Annotated in this window: 16 protein-coding genes; 7 read left to right on the top strand and 9 right to left on the bottom strand. The window is 67.9% G+C overall.

Annotated features, from left to right (window positions below):
* Positions 1-10: 10 nt before the first annotated feature.
* The 7 genes from ACWDU4_RS24005 to ACWDU4_RS23975 are packed head-to-tail and all read right to left on the bottom strand — an operon-like array spanning position 11 to position 9,014.
* Positions 11-271, bottom strand: a complete 261-nt coding sequence (locus ACWDU4_RS24005) for a hypothetical protein (RefSeq protein ID WP_450116445.1) — start codon at positions 269-271, stop codon at positions 11-13.
* Positions 268-1,977 (bottom strand): 3-ketosteroid-delta-1-dehydrogenase, encoded by a 1,710-nt coding sequence (locus ACWDU4_RS24000; RefSeq protein ID WP_450116444.1) that lies wholly within the window; start codon positions 1,975-1,977, stop codon positions 268-270. The genes ACWDU4_RS24005 and ACWDU4_RS24000 overlap by 4 nt, the downstream gene beginning before the upstream one ends.
* Complete coding sequence (locus tag ACWDU4_RS23995) at positions 1,974-3,956, bottom strand: flavin-containing monooxygenase (RefSeq protein WP_450116443.1); 1,983 nt, start codon at positions 3,954-3,956, stop codon at positions 1,974-1,976. Before ACWDU4_RS23995 ends, ACWDU4_RS24000 begins: the two co-directional genes overlap by 4 nt.
* Positions 3,957-4,007: 51 nt before the next feature.
* The gene (locus ACWDU4_RS23990) at positions 4,008-5,639 is read right to left on the bottom strand and encodes a flavin-containing monooxygenase (RefSeq protein ID WP_450116442.1); all 1,632 of its coding nucleotides are present in this window, start codon (positions 5,637-5,639) and stop codon (positions 4,008-4,010) included.
* Positions 5,636-6,562, bottom strand: coding sequence for a VOC family protein (locus ACWDU4_RS23985; protein WP_450116441.1), 927 nt, complete (start codon positions 6,560-6,562; stop codon positions 5,636-5,638). Before ACWDU4_RS23985 ends, ACWDU4_RS23990 begins: the two co-directional genes overlap by 4 nt.
* A gap of 29 nt (positions 6,563-6,591) precedes the next feature.
* On the bottom strand, positions 6,592-7,776 hold the full coding sequence (locus ACWDU4_RS23980) for an acyl-CoA dehydrogenase family protein (RefSeq protein WP_450116440.1): 1,185 nt from the start codon (positions 7,774-7,776) through the stop codon (positions 6,592-6,594).
* 38 nt (positions 7,777-7,814) lie between these two features.
* Positions 7,815-9,014 (bottom strand): Rieske 2Fe-2S domain-containing protein, encoded by a 1,200-nt coding sequence (locus ACWDU4_RS23975; RefSeq protein WP_450116439.1) that lies wholly within the window; start codon positions 9,012-9,014, stop codon positions 7,815-7,817.
* Positions 9,015-9,294: 280 nt separating this feature from the next.
* Here ACWDU4_RS23975 and ACWDU4_RS23970 point away from each other — a divergent pair, with 280 nt between their 5' ends.
* Positions 9,295-10,071, top strand: coding sequence for an IclR family transcriptional regulator (locus tag ACWDU4_RS23970; RefSeq protein WP_450116438.1), 777 nt, complete (start codon positions 9,295-9,297; stop codon positions 10,069-10,071).
* A gap of 201 nt (positions 10,072-10,272) precedes the next feature.
* Here ACWDU4_RS23970 and ACWDU4_RS23965 read toward each other — a convergent pair whose 3' ends face one another.
* Positions 10,273-10,689, bottom strand: coding sequence for a VOC family protein (locus tag ACWDU4_RS23965; protein WP_450116437.1), 417 nt, complete (start codon positions 10,687-10,689; stop codon positions 10,273-10,275).
* Positions 10,686-11,444 carry an SDR family NAD(P)-dependent oxidoreductase gene (locus tag ACWDU4_RS23960; RefSeq protein WP_450116436.1) on the bottom strand — a complete coding sequence of 253 codons (759 nt, stop codon included), beginning with the start codon at positions 11,442-11,444 and terminating at the stop codon, positions 10,686-10,688. Before ACWDU4_RS23960 ends, ACWDU4_RS23965 begins: the two co-directional genes overlap by 4 nt.
* A 127-nt stretch (positions 11,445-11,571) precedes the next feature.
* On the opposite strand from ACWDU4_RS23960, the gene ACWDU4_RS23955 reads away from it, so the two are divergent.
* The 6 genes from ACWDU4_RS23955 to ACWDU4_RS23930 all read left to right on the top strand — a co-directional run bounded on the left by ACWDU4_RS23955 (position 11,572) and on the right by ACWDU4_RS23930 (position 17,669).
* Complete coding sequence (locus tag ACWDU4_RS23955) at positions 11,572-12,387, top strand: enoyl-CoA hydratase/isomerase family protein (RefSeq protein ID WP_450116435.1); 816 nt, start codon at positions 11,572-11,574, stop codon at positions 12,385-12,387.
* On the top strand, positions 12,384-13,541 hold the full coding sequence (locus ACWDU4_RS23950; RefSeq protein ID WP_450116434.1) for an acyl-CoA dehydrogenase family protein: 1,158 nt from the start codon (positions 12,384-12,386) through the stop codon (positions 13,539-13,541). The genes ACWDU4_RS23955 and ACWDU4_RS23950 overlap by 4 nt, the downstream gene beginning before the upstream one ends.
* The gene (locus tag ACWDU4_RS23945; RefSeq protein ID WP_450116433.1) at positions 13,538-14,605 is read left to right on the top strand and encodes an acyl-CoA dehydrogenase family protein; all 1,068 of its coding nucleotides are present in this window, start codon (positions 13,538-13,540) and stop codon (positions 14,603-14,605) included. The genes ACWDU4_RS23950 and ACWDU4_RS23945 overlap by 4 nt, the downstream gene beginning before the upstream one ends.
* Positions 14,602-15,852: a CaiB/BaiF CoA transferase family protein gene (locus ACWDU4_RS23940; RefSeq protein WP_450116432.1), complete on the top strand. Its 1,251-nt coding sequence runs from the start codon at positions 14,602-14,604 to the stop codon at positions 15,850-15,852. Before ACWDU4_RS23945 ends, ACWDU4_RS23940 begins: the two co-directional genes overlap by 4 nt.
* Positions 15,853-15,924: 72 nt before the next feature.
* A complete protein-coding gene (locus ACWDU4_RS23935) occupies positions 15,925-16,629 on the top strand; it encodes a GntR family transcriptional regulator (RefSeq protein ID WP_450116431.1) in 705 nt (234 codons plus the stop codon).
* Positions 16,630-16,691: 62 nt separating this feature from the next.
* Positions 16,692-17,669 carry an alpha/beta hydrolase gene (locus ACWDU4_RS23930; protein WP_450116430.1) on the top strand — a complete coding sequence of 326 codons (978 nt, stop codon included), beginning with the start codon at positions 16,692-16,694 and terminating at the stop codon, positions 17,667-17,669.
* The last annotated feature ends 39 nt before the right edge of the window (positions 17,670-17,708 follow it).

Below are 17,708 nucleotides of genomic sequence, written 5' to 3'. Positions count from 1 at the left end.
TCCGTTTTCGTCAGTGCAGGCGTGGCAGATTCGGGCCCGACGGCAGCTCGATACGCGATTCGCCCAGTCCGTGACGCGCCACCGCGCGGTCGATGGTGCGACGCAGCGCGCCGCAGCCCCGGTCACGGTCACCGAGCGAGTGCGTCCCCGCCGCGATCAGCGGGCACCCCGACGCGTCGGACGTCCACTGGATCGACGTGTGGGCGGGGCTGAACTTCTCGACGAGCACGCCCCGCCCACACGTCTCGCAGTTCAGCGCCTGCATCGTCATCCCGGGATCCCGGCCGGCAGCGGCGCCCCGGCCGCCGTGCGCGCCGCGACGAAGCCGTACACGAGTCCCTGACCGATGGTCGCCCCGGCACCGGGATACGTCGCCCCGAACGCGTTCGCGGCGGTGTTCCCGATCGCGTAGAGGCCGTCCATGATGGTGCCGTCCTCGCGGAGCACCCGCGCGTTCGCGTCCGCGCGCAGGCCACCGCATGTTCCCAGGTCACTGAGGACCACCTCGACAGCGAAGATCGACTCCTCCTGCAGCGCACGCAGGTTCGGGTTCGGGGTCACCGTCGGATCGCCGTAGTAGCGGTCGTAGGCGCTGGACCCGCGACCGAAGTCGTGATCGATACCCTTCGCCGCGGCGTTGTTGAACGTCCGCATGGTCGCCGCGAACTCGGGGCCGGGCACACCCATCTTGGCGGCGAGTTCCCGCGCCCCGCCGGCCCGGTGTGCGACCCCGTGCTCGTACCAGGAGTCCGGAAGCGGCTGCCGAGCGTAGAACTCCCCGGCAAACAGGTAACTGTTGCGATAGCGCTGGTCGAAGACGAGCCACATCTTTTCGATCGGGTCGCCCTCGCGCTCGCGGGCCAGCACGCGCTGTCCGAACGACATGTAGTCCATCGCCTCGTTGAGGAAACGGCGGCCGCTCTGATCGACGATGAACGATCCGGGGAGCGAGCGTTCGGCGAGCAGGACCCTCGGCTGTCCGCCGGGCAGCGGCGCCACCGCCGGAAACCACCACGCCTGATCCATGAGGCCGACCGCGGCACCGTGATCCTGGGCCAGCCTGATGGCGTCGCCGGTGTTCGCGGTGCATCCCAGGCTGACGTTCTCAGCCAGCCGTGCGGACTGGAACTTGTGCCGCATCTCCATGTCGTGGTCGAAGCCTCCCGCGGCGAGCACCACCCCGCGCCGGGCCACGACGGTGGTGCGACGACCTGCCCGCTCCACCACCGCACCGACGATCCGCCCGTCCCGCTCGGTCAACTCGACCAGCGGCGAGTCGGTCCAGATCGGGATGCCCGCTCGGACCGCCCCCGCGAACAGCCCTGCGGCCAGAGCCTGACCGCCGGCCACGTACCGCCGTCGCAGTGCGAGGCCGCCGACCCCGATGGCGAACGCCCGCATTGCCCGCGCCAGCGACCTGCGCGGCGTCCGGGTGAGGAGGTTGAGCCACTTGTAGTCGGCACCGGTGACCGGCATCGGCAGCGGCGCGTCGAGCAGACCGGGCCTGAGCCTGGCCTGCTCGGAGCCGAGCACGGACATGTCGAACGGCTTGCACTCGCAGGTCCGGCCCAGCGCCGATCCACCCGGCCTCTCCGGGTGATAGTCCGAATACCCTTTCGCCCACATGAATTTCATCGGTGTCATGCGCTCGAGCATCGCGATGGCGGCGCCACCGTGGTCGAGGAACGCCTCACCCCGCTCGTCGGGCGCGCTACCGTCCACCACCGCGCGGACGTAGGTGCGGGCGTCCGAGAGGGTGTCGGACGGCGCGAGTGCCGCCAGCACCGGGTTTCCGGGAACCCAGAACGCTCCACCCGAACGGGCCAGCGACCCCCCCACGTACTCGGATTTCTCCACGACCAGCGTCGACAGTCCGGCCTCCGATGCGGCCAGCGCAGCGGCCAGACCGGTGCCGGATCCGACGACGAGCAGGTCGACTTCCACACACCCGTCGACGATTGCGGGTTCGGGACTCATCGGTCGCCGCCTCGGGTGGTGGGGTCGATGAACTCGAGAGCCTCCGGGTTCGGTTCCCGCAGCATCGTCCAGAAGTCGACCAGACGCCACGGACACGGCACCACTGCCCGTCCGGCGCTGTTGCGGTAGTAGCCGTTGACCTTCGCGCCCGGATGCACCCACACCGTCTTGTCCAGCGCCTCGTCCACCCTGCGGTTGTAGTCGCCCTGCACTTCCTGCCGCACGTCCATCGCATCGTGCCCGTTCTCGAGGAGGTACTGCAGGCACTCGATGACGTAGTGAACGTGCTCCTCGCTCAGAATGTTGTGGCCGGCACCGTGGTTCGGTGCCGAATTCGGTCCCGCCGTGACGAACAGGTTCGGGAAGCCGGACACCTGGATGCCGAGATAGGCGCGGGGGTCGTCACCACGCTTCCACTGGTCGGCGAGCATTCGCCCGTCGCGTCCGGTGATCTCGATGGACGTGGTGAACTCCAGTGCGAAGCCGGTCGCCAGGATGATGACATCGGCGGGCACGAAGTCGCCCTCGGTGGTGATCACACCGTCCGATGTCACCCGCTGGAACGACGCCCGGTGCAGGGTCACGTGCTCTCGCGTGAGCGCCTTGAAGAAACCGGGATCCTTGACGATCCGCTTGCCGTACGGACGGAAGTCGGGCGTCAGCTTCTCCACCAGGTCGGGGCGGTCGGCGAAGCTGGTCTGCAGGTAGTTCCGTGCCGTGTTCAGCACCATCTCGTTGGCCGGCGAGGCGGAGAAGTGCGTCTTCGCCCATTCGGCATCGATCCGCGGCAACGTGTACAGATTGTCGGACGCGAACCAGTACGAGCGCAGCCGGAACCACTCGTGGTAGCGCGGGATGTGGGCGAGCGCCCATTTCTCGCCGTCCGGAACGTCGTTCACGACGGCCTTTTCCGGCACGATCCAGTGCGGTGACCGGACCACGACGTCGAGTGACTTCACCTGGTCGACGATGCTGGCGACGACCTGCACGGACGTACAGCCGGTTCCGAGCACCACGACGCGCTTGCCGGTCAGGTCGAGGCCGGCGTCCCAGTCGGCGGTGTGGACAACGGTTCCGGCGAACGTGTCCATGCCCTCGACGTCGGGGATGTTCGGCGAGTTGAGCATGCCGAGCGCGGTCACCACCGCGTTCGCGCGGTGCACCTCACGGGTGCCGTCGGCGGATTCGGTGGTCACCTCCCAGACGTGCTGGTCGTCGAGCCAGGTCGCGGACAGCACGCGGGTGCGGAAGGAAATGTTCTCGGCGATCCCGTAGGTGTCGACGACGCCCTCGAGGTATCGCTGGTACTCGGTTCCCGAGGGGTAGTACTTCGACCAGCCGGGGTTCAGCTCGAAGGAGTACGAGTAGTAGTGGCTGGGAGTGTCGACGGCGGCACCCGGATACGTGTTGCGCGACCAGGTTCCGCCGATTTCGTGTCGCGCCTCGAACACACGGTAGGCGAAGCCGGCATCCTGCAACTTGATCGCGGCGTTGATACCGACGATCCCCGCGCCGATGACGATGACCGAGAAGTCGGCCGGGGGCGCGACGGTCACCGGGACGCGGCGCTCCCCCAGGACGAACCCGGACTGTTCGCGCAGGATCTGGACGAACTCCTCGTCGACGCGCTCCGACGTCCCCACCGTCGCCATGCGAACGAACAGTTCGGGGTCGGGAACGCCGAGGCGATCGGCCATATCGGCGGTGAGCAACTTGTGCGCGCGGGCCCGGATGTCGGCGACCACGTCCTCGGGGTACTGCCCCGGCGGCGTGGTCGGGCGAGTGCCGGTCCGATAGTGATTACCCGGTTCGCTGATCGTCAGCCGCGGACCGAACTCGTCGAGGAGTCCGGTGTCTCCGGTCACGTGAACGAGTGACATGAGCAGTGGCGCCGGGTCGCACACGTCGATCGCGGCGGCCAACTGCGATTCGAATTCCTCGGTGTCGGCCCTGGAGGCGACGGGCATCGTGTCGGTCATGATCGGCCTCTCGTCGATGAATGTGTGGTTGATGAATGTGCTGCGGTCATCTCAGGCGCTCTCCGACCCGACCAGGTCGAAGCCCTTGTAGCCGGACTCGGCGACCTCGGCGCAGATGGTGCAGTAGTTGGCGAAACCGCCGATGTACGGCATGAACACGCGTGGCTTGCCGGGAATGTTGGCGCCCATGTACCACGAGTTCGCGGACGGGAACAGGGTGCCTGCGGCCTTCTCGTTGCATTCGGCAACCCAGTCGTCGACCGCCTGTGCGCCGGCTTCGATCGTCCGGGCACCCACCTCGTCGAGGTGATCGAGACAGGCGGAGATCCAGTCCACCTGCTGCTCGGCCATCAGCACCATGTTGGCCAGCACGCTGGGGCTGCCCGCGCCGACCATGAAGAACATGTTCGGGAAGCCGTTGGAGGCGAGCCCGAGGTACGTGCGCGGTCCCGCGGCCCATTCGTCGCGCAGGGTGCGGCCATCGCGCCCGCGGATGTCGATCCGCGACAATGCGCCGGTCATCGCATCGAACCCGGTGGCGAACACGAGCGTGTCCAGCTGGTGGTGACCCTCGCTGGTGCGGATCCCGGTCTCGGTGACCTCGACGATCGGGGTTCGCCGCAGATTGACCAGGGTGACGTTGTCCCGGTTGTAGGTTTCGAAATAGCCGCTGTCCGTGACGATCCGCTTGGTTCCGATCGGATGGTCGGTGGGAATGAGCTGGTCGGCGATCGCGGGGTCGTTCACCATCTCGCGGATCTTCGATTCGACGTACTCACGGGCGGTGTCGTTGGACTCCAGGTTCACGGTCTGATCCGGGAAGGCCTTCGCGAACAGGTATCCGCCCCGCTGCCACCACTCGTCGTACACACGCCGGCGCTCGGCCTCGTCGACCTCCATCGCACCCTTCGGGTACGGGGTGAACGGGGTGCCGCCTCCGCTGAGTCGGGCCAGCCGACGCCGCTCCGGGTAGGTCGCCTTCACCTCGGCGATCTGCTCCGGGGTGAGCGGCCGGTTGCCCGCCGGGATCGAGTAGTTGGCGCTGCGCTGGTAGACGAAGACGTGCGCCGCGTCCTGCGCGATCAGCGGGATGGACTGCATTCCCGACGAACCCGTTCCGATGACACCGACGCGCTTGCCGGTGAAATCGACTTTCTCGTGGGGCCATTCACCGGTGTGGTAGGTCTCGCCGGTGAACGAGTCGCGGCCGGCGATGTCGGGTCGGTTCGTCGCCGACAGCACGCCGGTGGCCATGATGCAGTACCGTGCGGTCATCGTCTTCCCGGTGTCGGTGGTGACGGTCCACCGCGCCGACTCCTCGTTCCACACGGTGGAGGTCACCCGGGTCAGGAAGTCGTATGCGCCGCGCAGGTCGAAGCGGTCCGCGACGTGCTCGAGATACGCGAGGATCTCCTCCTGCGTCGCGAATCGCTCCGTCCACGTCCACTCCTGCTGCAGGTTCTCGTCGAACGAGTACGAGTAGTCGATGCTCTCGACATCGCACCGCGCGCCCGGGTAGCGGTTGTGGAACCAGGTGCCGCCGACTCCGGCCGCGGATTCGAAGCCGTGCACGGTCATGCCGCGTTCCCGCAGCTTGTACGCCGCGTACAGTCCGGAGATGCCTGCGCCGATGACGATCGCGTCGACGTCGTGTGTGTCCACTGTGTTCACGTCCTTCTTCATGCGCTCTGGACCGCTTCCCTCTCGGCTTTCGCCTGCCGAGCCCACATCCATTCGTGGCCCCAGTAGCTGTCCGCGGTGATTTCCTCTGCGGTGTAGTACGTTTCGTCGACCAGCTTTCCGCCGGTTCCGTATTCGATGTCCCAGCCGCCGGGCACGCGGACGTAGAAGGAGATCATCTTGTCGTTGGTGTGCCTGCCCAGCGTCGACGACAGCGGGAAGTTCCGTGCCTCGACCTGATCGAGGGCTCGGCCGACGGCGTCGAGGGAGTCCACCTCCACCATCACGTGGATGAGCCCGGGGTCGCGACCCTCCGGCACCGGCATGATCGCCAGGCTGTGGTGGCGCTGATTGACGCCGAGGAACCGGATCCGCTGCGGCGGGGTACCCGGAGGCGTCGGCATCCGGAACGCGCCACGCGGCAGGAATTCGAGCACCTCGGTGTAGAAGCGGTACGAATCGTCGAAGTTCGCGGTCGGCATCACCACGTGACCGAGGCCCTGCGACCCGGTGACGAACGTCTGCCCATAGCCGGTGATCACCGGGCTGTGGTCGAGTGCCGGCCCGAAGAAGAACTCGAGCGGTGTGCCGCCGGGGTCCTTCGTGACCAGGCAGGCCTCGACGCGACGCAACTCGCACACGTCGAACGGCATGGGCGCGTACTCGCAGCCCGCCGCGTCGAGCCGCTGGGCAAGCCGGCGCAGTGCAGCGCCGTCGCGAACCTCCCAGCCGACGGCGGTGACGCGGTCGACGTCACCGTGTTCGACGGTGATCCGCGACGGCCGTTCGTCCATGCGGAAGTGCAGGGCGTCTTCCTCGGGTCCGGTTCCGGGCGCGAAGCCGAGCACGTCGAATCCGAGCTCGCGCCATCGCACCATGTCGGTGGCGTGCACGCGGACGTACCCGAGTCCCTTGATCTCGGTCACTGTGTTCCTTCCTGGACGCCGATGGGGCGTCAGATCATCACGCGCAGAGGGCCGTTCGGGACGTCGATTCCCAATGACGCCATTGCTGATGCGTGGTACGTCGTGCTCGTGACGTGGATGGCGTGGTGCAGTCCGGCGTGCGCGTCGCGCCAGAACCGCTGCAGCGGGTTGTCGACCCGTAGCGCGTTGCCGCCGGAGCGGTCGAAGATCTCGTCAGCGGCGCGGACGGCCCGCCACGCGGACCGCACCTGATTGCGGCGGGACGAGGCCCGGGTTTCGAAGTCCACTTCCCTGCCCGCATCGACGAGATCCCAGATGCGGTCCACGTTCGCGAGCAGCTGCTGGCGTGCCGCATCGATCTCCGCGGCGGCCTCCCCCAGTGCGTGCAGGACGTACGGGTCATCCTTGATCGCGGTGCCGGCTGCGCCGACCCGCCCGCGCTGGTAGTCGACGCCGGCAGCGAGGACGCCCTCGCAGATCCCGATCGTTGCGGACGTGATGCCCAGCGGGAACATCGTCGACCACGGCATCCGGTACAGCGTCTCGGTGACGCCGTATTCCTTGGCCGCGGTCCCGTCGATCACGTCCTGGGACTTCATCACCCGGTAGTCGGGGATGAAGGCGTCCGTGACGACGATGTCCTTGCTGCCGGTGCCGCGCAGACCGACGACGTTCCACGAGTCCTCGACGATCTCGTAGTCGGATCGCGGCAGGATCACGTGCAGCCCGACGGGCGGCATGAGCGGTGTGCCGTCCTCGCCGCCGACCATCGCACCGAGGAAGATCCAGTCGCAGTGGTCGGTACCGGACGAGAACTGCCACCGGCCGGACATCCGGTAGCCGCCGTCGACCGGGGTGGCGATGCCGCCCGGCATGTACGGGGACGCCTGCCACGTGTCGGAGTCGGCGCCGAGCACCTCGTCCTGCACCTTCGGGTCCGCGAACGCGAGCTGCCACGGGTGGACCCCGACGATGCCGCCGACCCATCCCGCGGAACCGTAGAGGCTCGCGGTCTTCATCACGGTCTCGGCGAACTCACGGGGGTGTGCCTCGTAGCCGTCGTACTTCCTACGCTGCAGCAGCCGGATGATGCCGGCCTGCTTGAGGTTCTTGGCCATGTCATCGGTCAGCCGGCCGAGCTCGTCGGAGGCGTCGGCTCCGGCCCGGATCTCGTCGGTCATCGCGACGATGTTGTCGAGCACTTGGTAGCTCATGGTCGTGTCTCCAAAAGGTGTGAGGTGTGGCGAGGGGTTCAGGAACCGGACTGGGCGGGCGCTGCCTCGCGGGCGGTGGTGAGATTCGGGGCGAAGGCACTGCGTCCGGCGGCGAGGTTCTCGTCGACCTCGGCCTGCCAGCTGCCCAGTGCCCGCTCGGTGTCGATCTCGTACTCGAAGCGGTTCACCATCTCGGGCCGGACATCGTCGGCATCGACGTAGAACTGCTCGTACCAGCGACGAAGCTGGTAGACGGGGCCGTCCTCCTCGCAGAGCAGCGGGTTGTCGATGCGGGACTTGTTCTTCCAGATGTGCACGTCCTGCTCGAACCCGATCGCGACACCCTTGGCAACGGCCTGCGCGATCTGATCCGCCTGCTCGTCGGGGAGACCGGCCGGCTTCTCCACCATGACTCCGTACTGCAGCCGGAACGATGTGGGCGTGATCGGGTAGTGGCAGTTGATCAGGTAGATGTTCGGTGCGGATTCAGGGTCGCGTCCACCACTCCACAGCTTGTCGACCATGTAGGAAGGACCGTAATACGTTGCATCCGACTGACTCTCGACGCTGTAATTGGTGGACTGACTCACCCCGACCGCGTCGGCCCGGGGCCTCGACCGCATCAGCTGGGTTGCGGTGTGCCCCTCGAAGACGTTGCGGAAGAAGGTTGGCATCCCGTAGTGCACGTAGAAGAAGTGCGCCATGTCGACGATGTTGTCGACGATCTCTCGGCAGTGGGATCCGGTCACCTCGATCGAGTTCCACACCCAGTCCGTCCATCCCGGGTTCCCATACGTGGGGATTTCGGGAATCGCCAACTCGCCGGACGGCTTGGCGCCCTGCGGGTCGTGCCACACGAACAGTTGCCCGCTCACCACGGAGGTCTGCCAGGCTCGGGTGCGGGCCAGTGGCGGAACGCGGCGTGCGTACGGGATTCCCGAGCACTTGCCGTCCCCCCGCCAGCGCCAGTCGTGGAACGGGCACGCGATCGAGTCGCCCTTCACCGTGCCCTGCGCAAGGTTGCCGCCCATGTGCCTGCAGAATGCGTCGAGGACGTTGAGCTCTCCGTCCTCGCCCGCGAACACCACGAGCTCGGTCCCGAATGCACTGACCTGATGCGGCTTTCCGTCGGCGAAGTCACGCACCAGCCCAAGGCAGTGCCATCCGCGCGCGTAGCGGGTCGGCGGAGTGCCGGTGTCGATGACGCGAATCTGGTCCTCGGTGTCAGTGGAATTCACGGTGTCTCCTGATCGGCTGATCGCGACAACTCACCCGTCGCGCTGTCGCCAGCTTGGCAACGGGAGTTGCCCTGTGACGTCGGTCTCCCGTAGAACGGGAGGGTAGTTCCGCTGCCGCCGTCGTCGTCGGCGGAGAAACACCGCCGAATACGCCCCGACCTGCCGTTTTCGCGCTGGCGGGTGCCACACACAGCGAACGGTCACGGCGTGGATTGATGCATACCGCACACCACAGGTACCGTGATCCACGTCACACCGCACGTGGTGCAAGGAGGATGGGTTGAATACGTCACGCACCGATGGGATCCCGGTTTCCGTCGTTGACCGGGTGTCGCTGGTCCTGGAGGCCCTGAGTGCAGGCCCGATGACGTTGGCCAAGGTCACGGCCCGAACCGGCATTCCCAGGTCGTCGGCGCACCGACTCCTCGAACAGCTCTCGAACGCGGGCTGGCTGGCCCGCTCACCGGAGCAGACCTACGAGCTCGGCGTCAAGGCCTACGAGATGGGGCAGGCCGCGCTCAACCAGAACCGCCTCCTCAACCACGCACGTCCTGTCATGCACGCATTCGCACAGCGCACCGGGTTCACCATCCAACTCGGTGTCGTCGACCGGGGCGACACCGTCTACCTCGCCAAGGTGAACGGACGCACGTCCGGACCTACACCGACCGCGGTCGGACAACGAGTGCCGGCGCATCTGACTGCGGTGGGGAAGGTCATCATGGCCTACTCCGCGGTGTCTCCGGCCCCGTCCCCCCGCGGGCTCGGGGCCGGCGAGGGCAGCCCTCCCACCCGCCCTGCATCGAGCCGGTTCGACGAAGAGATGAACCAGGTTCGTGATCGCGGTGCCGCCTTCGACCGCGGAGAGGCGTTCCCCGGCATCGCTTGCGTGGGTGTGTCGATCGGCCCGGCCGAGCACATGTACGGCAATCTCGCGGGACTGTCCATCTGCGCACCGGTCGGCGCGTTCGACCACCAGAAGATGATCGCGCCGCTGCGCGTGGTGGCCGGCGACATCTGGAACAGGTGCGTCGCGGCCGACCTCGCGACTCACTGACGGAACACAACACCGGCCGGGCACCCGATGGTGCCCGGCCGGCGCCGTGAACGCTCCAACAAAGAACCGACCGAAGGGACCCTTTCCCCAACAGAACTCGTCGTCTGCCCCCGCCAGGAAATCGAAGGGCACTGCAAGACAATTGATTCCAGCCACATTGGCCGATACCGACGACTGCGGCGCGTCGCACGACCGTGCCGGTCAGGCTTCTTTCACGCCGTTGCGCTGTACGAACTCGACGAGATGCCCGTCGGGATCACGGACGGTGCCGATCACCATCCCGTACGCCTCGAGGAGGGTTGGCGGCGTCTCCTCGGTTCCACCGTGTGCGCACGCCGCGGTCATACATGCGACTACGTCGTCGGTGCCCAGGACGATTTTGACCAGTACGTTCCCGTACTCGAGCGGCTCGGGCTCCGCCGGCACCAGAAGTTCGAGTCCGGCGGCGCCTGCCCTGAGGATGGACGCCCTGAACGTGGGCGTCTCGAGGTCACGTTCGTGCGCGAAACCACAGCCATCCACGTAGAACGCGACGGACCGGGCGAGGTCGGACACGCGGACAGCGGTGAGCGACAGCGTGGTTGCCGGCCCGGTACGACCGGACTCCGGCGCGCTCATCGAGTCTGAGACCCACCGTTGAAGTCCATCGTCTGCCCGGTAATGCCTCCGGCCTCGTCCGACGCCAGGTAGGCGCAGAACGCACCGACCTCGATGGCGTCACCGAGCCTGCCGATGGGGATGGTGCGGAGAATCTGTTCGATCATCTCGGGGCTCATCTTCTCCTCGAGGTTCTTCTGATGACCGAGCGCGACGATGTTCGCGGTCACCCCGTACTGCCCGGTCTCCGCGGCGAGGTGGCGAATGAAGCCCTCGATGCCGCTCTTTCCGGTGGCATACATGCTCTGGTTGATGTTCTGCCCGGTGCGCGCGGAGCCGGAGGAGATCTGCACGACGCGCCCCCAGCCCGCGTCGCACATCCCGTCGAGCGCCACCTTGATGCAATTCATCGCCCCGAAGATGTTGAGGTCGATCGGCGCCCGCCACTCCTCGGGGGAGAGCTCGCGGAACGGCTTGATCACGCGGCCCTCGGCGACACCCGCGTTGTTGACGACGATGTCGACGTGCCCGCCGAGTTCGGCCTCGGCCGCGCGCACATGCTCCTCGACGGCGGCGTAGTCGGTGACATCGAAGGCTGCGGCGACCGCGGTGTTGCCCTCCTCGACGAGGGCGGCCGCGACCTTCTCCGCGCGGTCGGGGTGCAGGTCGTTGACGATGACCGACGCACCCTGGCGCGCGAGAACTTTCGCGATTCCTTCGCCGACACTCTGGCCGGCTCCGCTGACCAGCGCGATCCGTCCCGCCAAGCTGAACACAGGTACTCCTTCCCGGCCGCCACCCTGATGCGGCGACTTCTGGTGTGGGCCAGTGCACAGCAGCGCAACCACTTTTGTCAATCATTATTGGATCCAATTTGGGTGCACAATCTGCTACGGTCGGCGCATGACCCAGACCACACCCGACACGGACCTGGGTGCGGCTCCCCCGGAGCCGCCGGTCCTCACGTCCGTCCACGACGGCGTCGCCCGCCTCACCCTCAACAATCCCGGCCGAAAGAACGCCATCACCCTCGCGATGGCCGCCGACATCGAACGGTTCTGCGAGCGTGTGGAATCCGACCTCTCGATCGGCGCGGTCGTGGTCGACGCCAACGGCAGCTACTTCTGCAGCGGCGCCGACACCCGCGACCTGGCCTCCTCCTCGGCGGACCCGGCCTCTCCCGAAGCGGTCGAGCGCACATCCGCCGTCTACGGCGCGTTCGTGCGCATCGGCTCACTGCCCGTACCCACCGTCGCCGTCGTCACCGGCGGCGCCGTGGGCGCCGGACTGAACCTCGCGCTGGCCGCCGACATCATGGTCGTCACGCCGGACACCGTGCTCGACAGCGGCTTCTCCGCCCGCAGCATCCACCCCGGCGGCGGCCACATCTCACTGCTCGGTCGAGCACTCGGCTGGTCCGGTGCCGTCGCGCTCGCAGCATGCGGGCAGTCGCTCACCGGGAGCGAGGCCGTCGCTCGTGGACTCGCACACACCGCGGTCCCGGCCGAGCAGATCCCCGGTGTCGTGGACGGACTCGTCCGCATCCCTGCGGCCGACCCCGAACTGACCCGGCGAATCATGTCCAGTGCGCGCCTGGAACTCGGTCCGCCCGCCGTCAGCTGGGCGTCCGCCCTGGAGATCGAACGCGGCGTGCAGATGTGGTCGATGTCGCGGAAGGGCAAGTCCGCCTGGTCCTCCCGAGGTCCGGCACGATCATGACAACCACCGTGACCCACCCGACGCCCACCGGCTCCGCCGGACTGGACGCCCTTCGAAACGACGTCCGGCGTTTCCTCTCCGACGAACTCGCCGAGGGACGATTCACACCCGAAGCCGACAGTTGGAACGCCGGCTTCGACCCCGGCTTCAGTGCCCGTCTGGCAGCACGCGGCTGGCTCGGCATGACGATCCCCACCGAGTACGGCGGTCACGCCCGCACACCCCTCGAACGTTTCGTCGTCACCGAGGAACTGCTCGCGCACGGAGCACCCGTCGCAGCGCACTGGATCGCCGACCGCCAGATGGCACCGAGCATCCTGGCGCACGGCTCGAATGAGCAGAAGGCGCACTATCTCCCGGGTATCGCCTCCGGCACCACGTTCATCTCGATCGGGATGAGCGAGCCCGACGCCGGCTCCGACCTGGCTTCGGTCCGGACCCGTGCCACTCTCGCCGGCGACACCTGGGTCCTCAGCGGGACCAAGGTGTGGACCACCGGCGCACACATCGCCCACGCGATGGTGGTGCTCGCCCGCACCGACGGCGGACCCCAGGATCGCCAGGAGGGATTGTCACAGTTCCTCGTCGACCTGCCGAATCCCCACATCGAGATCCGTCCGATCCCGAGCCTCGACGGCCAGGCCCACTTCAACGAGGTGATCTTCCACGATGCGCGAGTGCCGGCGACGGCACTGCTCGGCACCCGAGGCAACGGCTGGGCCCAGGTGATGAGCGAACTCGCCTACGAGCGTTCGGGACCCGAACGCTACCTGAGCACCATGCCATTGCTGCGGGCGTGGTCGGCACACCTCGCCGAGGTCGGCGCCACGCCCGACCAGCGTCGCACGCTCGGCACTCTGACGGCCAAGGCCTGGGCGCTGCGCCGCATGTCACTGAAGGTGGCGTCCGAACTCACCGCAGGCCGCAAACCGGACGTTCTCGCGGCGATGGTCAAGGACCTCGGGTCCACGTACGAGGGTGACCTGGTCCAGGCGGTGCGCGCCTCCAGCGGAATCGTCGCGCGCCAGAGGGCGGCGGACCCACTCGCCCTGATGCTCGCCCAGAGCGTCCTGCACACACCGGTGTTCACCCTGCGAGGTGGAACCAACGAGATCTTGCGCGGCATCGTGGCCCGCGGATTGGGAATCCGATGAGCGAGATTGCCGCCGAGCTGACCTCGGCCACCACGTCGATCGTCGACCGCATCGGTGTCGACCTCCGGACCCCCGCGTCGGGATGGGACCACGAGATCTGGGATCAGTTGCAGAGCAGCGGTTTCGCCACCGTTGCCGTGTCGGAGGACGCGGGCGGGGGCGGCGGAGACCTCGCCGACGCCCTCGCGGTGGTGTCGGTCTCCGCACAACGCGGCGCCCTCACCCCGCTGATCGAGCACGGGGTACTCGCGGCGTGGATCGCGGCGTCCGCCGGCCACACCCTCACCTCGTCGGCGGCGACGGCGGGCGTGGCGACGATGGGCAACGTCCGTTCCGATGGTGACCGCCTCGTGCTCGACGGCGCCGTCACCGAGGTTGCCTTCGCAGCGGAGGTCGACACCATCGTGGTGGTCCTTCCTCCCGACTCCGGAGCCGACGGGTCCACCGTCGCGATCGTGCCGGTGTCCGGTCCCGGTGTCTCCGTCTCGTCGGGGACCGACCTGACGGGCATCTCGCTGGCCGACGTCACCTTCGAGGATGTACCCGTTTCCTTCCACGGTCCTTCAACTCTGACCGTTGACGAGGTCGTCCGGCGCGGCGCCGTCGCCTACGCCGCCGCGCTCGCCGGCGCCGCCCGCTCCGTGCACGACCACACGTTGCGTCATGCGTCCGAACGCATCCAGTTCGGCCGCCCGCTGGCGAAGTTCCAGGCCGTACAGCAACGTCTGGCTCAGCAGGCTGCGCTCACGACGATGACGGAGATCGCGGTGGGCGAAGCCATCGCCTCCGGGACCCCCGACGCGATCGCGGCCGCGAAGGTCGTCGCATCGGATTCGGCGCACCCGATCGCCGCCGCTGCCCACCAGATCCACGGCGCCATCGGCACGACGTCCGAGCACCGGCTCGGCCGGTTCACCACCTCACTGTGGAGTTGGCGGGACCGTCACGGCTCGGAGCGATTCTGGGCCGATGAACTGGCACGGCGCGTCCTCGACGAGGGTGTGGACGTGTGGGATCTCGTCGTCGGCACCGGCGACACGACCAATGAGAGGAGTTCGCGATGAACGCTCCCACCACGACCATCGACGGACGCACGGCCTGGCGCGCGGCCGCCACCAGCACCGGGGTCGGCGCCCTCGCCGGTCTCCGTGTGCTCGACCTCAGCCGCGTCCTCGCCGGCCCGTACACCGCGCAGACCCTCGCCGACCACGGCGCCGAGGTCATCAAGGTCGAGGCGCCGTCCGGCGACGAAACCCGAGGCTGGGGACCGCCTTTCGAGGAGGAGGGGGCCAGCAGCGCCTACTACGGCAGCCTCAACCACAGCAAGGACAACATCTGCCTGGACCTGCGCACCGAAGCGGGACGCGACGTGCTGCGGAACCTGCTGGCGGGTGCCGACGTGGTGATCGAGAACTTCAAGGCCGGCACCATGTCCCGCTGGGGCTTCGACTACGACACGATGCTCGCCGAGGCCAATCCGCGCCTCGTGTACTGCCGCGTCACCGGATTCGGCGTGGACGGCCCTATGGGGGGCCTGCCCGGCTACGACGCCGTCCTGCAGTCCTTCGGCGGGTTGATGAGCGTCAACGGCTACCCCGACGGCAACCCGCTGCGGGTGGGCGTACCGATCGTCGACGTCGTCGCCTCGCACCTCGCGGTGAGCGGCATCCTGCTCGCCCTGGCCGAACGCGGCATCAGCGGACGTGGTCAACTCGTCGATGTGACGCTCCTCGATGCCGTGATCTCGTTGCTTCATCCGCACGCCGCGAACTGGGCGTCCAGCGGTGCGGTGCCGCGGCGCACCGGCGACTTCCACCCGACCGTCGTGCCGTATCAGGTGTTCGCCGCGCGCGACGGCGACTTCTTCGTCAGCGCCGCCAACGACCGCCAGTTCCGATCGCTGGTCACCGTTCTCGGGGTCCCCGAACTCGCGGACGATCCACGCTTCGTCACCAACGGGGTGCGGTCGGAGCATCGCGACACCCTCGTGGCACTGCTCAAGGATCTGATCGCGCAGTGGGACCCCCAGGAACTCGCGGGCAAGCTGGAGGCGGCCGGGGTCGCCGCCAGCCCCGTCAACACCGTCGAACAGGCGCTCACCGCACCGCAGACCCGTCACCGCGGCCTGTTCCTGGACACCGTCGACTATCGTGGCGTTGGCGTACCGATCAAGCTCAGCCGGACGCCCACGCGGACGCCCCGCCGGGCCGTGCCCCGTGGAACCGACACCGAAGAGGTTCTCGGTGCGATGGGATACCACCCCGACGAGGTCGAGGCCCTGCGGTCGGCAGGGGCATTCGGCGGGGAGTGACGGTTCCGCCGCGGTGCGCCACCGGCACGAAAGGGTCGGTACTGGGAGGACAGAGGCACGAGGAGGACAGCGGTGAGCCGAGGGACGACAGCGGCGCAGGGCGATTCGGCGCCCGGCACGGCCGGGGTGGTTCGCGGCGCCGACTGGGTGGCAAACGAGATCGAACGCATGATCGTCACCGGCGACCTGCTGCCCGGTCAACCCGTCCGACAGGAACTGATGGCCGAACGGCTCGGGGTCAGCAGGCTTCCGATCCGAGAGGGGCTGCGCCAGCTCGCGTCACAGGGGCTCGTCGAGCACCGCCGCAACGTCGGCTATGCGGTCGCGCGGCTGGAGCAGTCCGAGTTCGACCAGATCTACCTGATGCGCGGCGCCCTCGAACGCGAGGTGCTCGCGACCCTTCCCCCGTTCGACGAGGACGCACTCGGCGAGATCCGGGACCTCAGCGACCGCGTCACCCTCGCCGCGGAGCGCGGCGACGTCCTCGAGATGCGTCTGGCGAACCACGAGTTCCACTTCGCCATCTTCGACCGCTCCCCCCTTGCCCTCGTCGTGACGGAGATCCGCCGGCTGTGGAAGCTGGCCATGCCGTATCACGCCGCCTACCTGTTCGACGCCGAAGTGCGGCGGCGGGTGGTGGCAGAACACGAAGCGATGATCGAGGCGCTCGCCGACCACGACAACGAGCGTCTGATCGAGCTCATGAACGAACATCGACGTGGCGGAGAGGCCGGTACGGGCATGTTGCTGCGCAACACGACCCGCAACGACACCTGACCTGGCCCGCCGTCACGTTCCCCACACCGGATCGGACTCCGGTCGACCGAGGAGAACACGACTTGCCTGCCACAGAACCCACCAACCGCTACACCTCTGTCTGGGACCCGGACGTCGCAGTCGTCGTCAGACGGGTCATCGACGCGGGCGCCCGACCGATGCACGAGATCGGTGTCGAGGGCGCCAGGCGCAACCTCGAGTCGATCGTCCGCCCCGAGGGCCCACAGATGCGGTCCGTCACCGATTGCGGATTCGACGGACCCCACGGCCGGGTGCCGGTGCGCGTCTATCGCCCTCATGCGGCCCCGGACACGCATGCGCCGGCCCTGCTCTGGTTTCACGGCGGCGGCATGATCATGGGCTCGCTGGCTTCCTTCGACCGACTCGCCCGCGACGTCGCGGACGCCACCGGAGCGGTGGTCGCGAACGTCGATTACCGTTTGGCCCCCGAGCACACGTACCCAGTTGCCAACGACGAGGCGTACGCGGCGCTGTGCTGGCTTCACGAGCACGCCGGCGAGTTCGGTGTCGGCCCAGGGCGAATCGGCGTCGGCGGGGACAGCGCCGGCGGCGGGCTCGCGGCCGCGACCGCCCTCCGGGCACGCAACGAGGAGGGGCCGGCGATCGCACAGCAGGTCCTGTTCTATCCGGGCGTGGAACGCCGTTGCGACCGGCCGTCCATGCGGGAGTTCGGGGACAGCCCGTTCCTCACCGCAACCGACATCGACTGGATGAAGGGGCTCTACCTCGGTGACGACCCGAGCGTCGACGACGAGTACGGCACTCCCGCACTCGCCACGTCGCTGACGGAGCTGCCGCCGGCGATCATCGCCGTCGGGTACGCCGACCCCATCCGCGACGGCGTCGAGGAATACGGGGACCGACTCCGGGATGCCGGGGTGCCGACTGCGCAGTTGCGGTACCCGGGTGTGGGACACGGGTTTGCGATGCAGACCGCGACGATCGCTCGGGCGCGCGCGGCGATGGCGGAGGTGGGTGCCCTGGTGGCCACACGATTCGCGGCCGACGAGCGGGGATAGCGATGAGACGAGGCGGCACGACCCGGTCAGGGTCGTGCC

The sequence above is a fragment of the Rhodococcus sp. NPDC003348 genome, from assembly GCF_053589375.1.
This window is presented reverse-complemented; position numbering and strand designations above follow the sequence as displayed.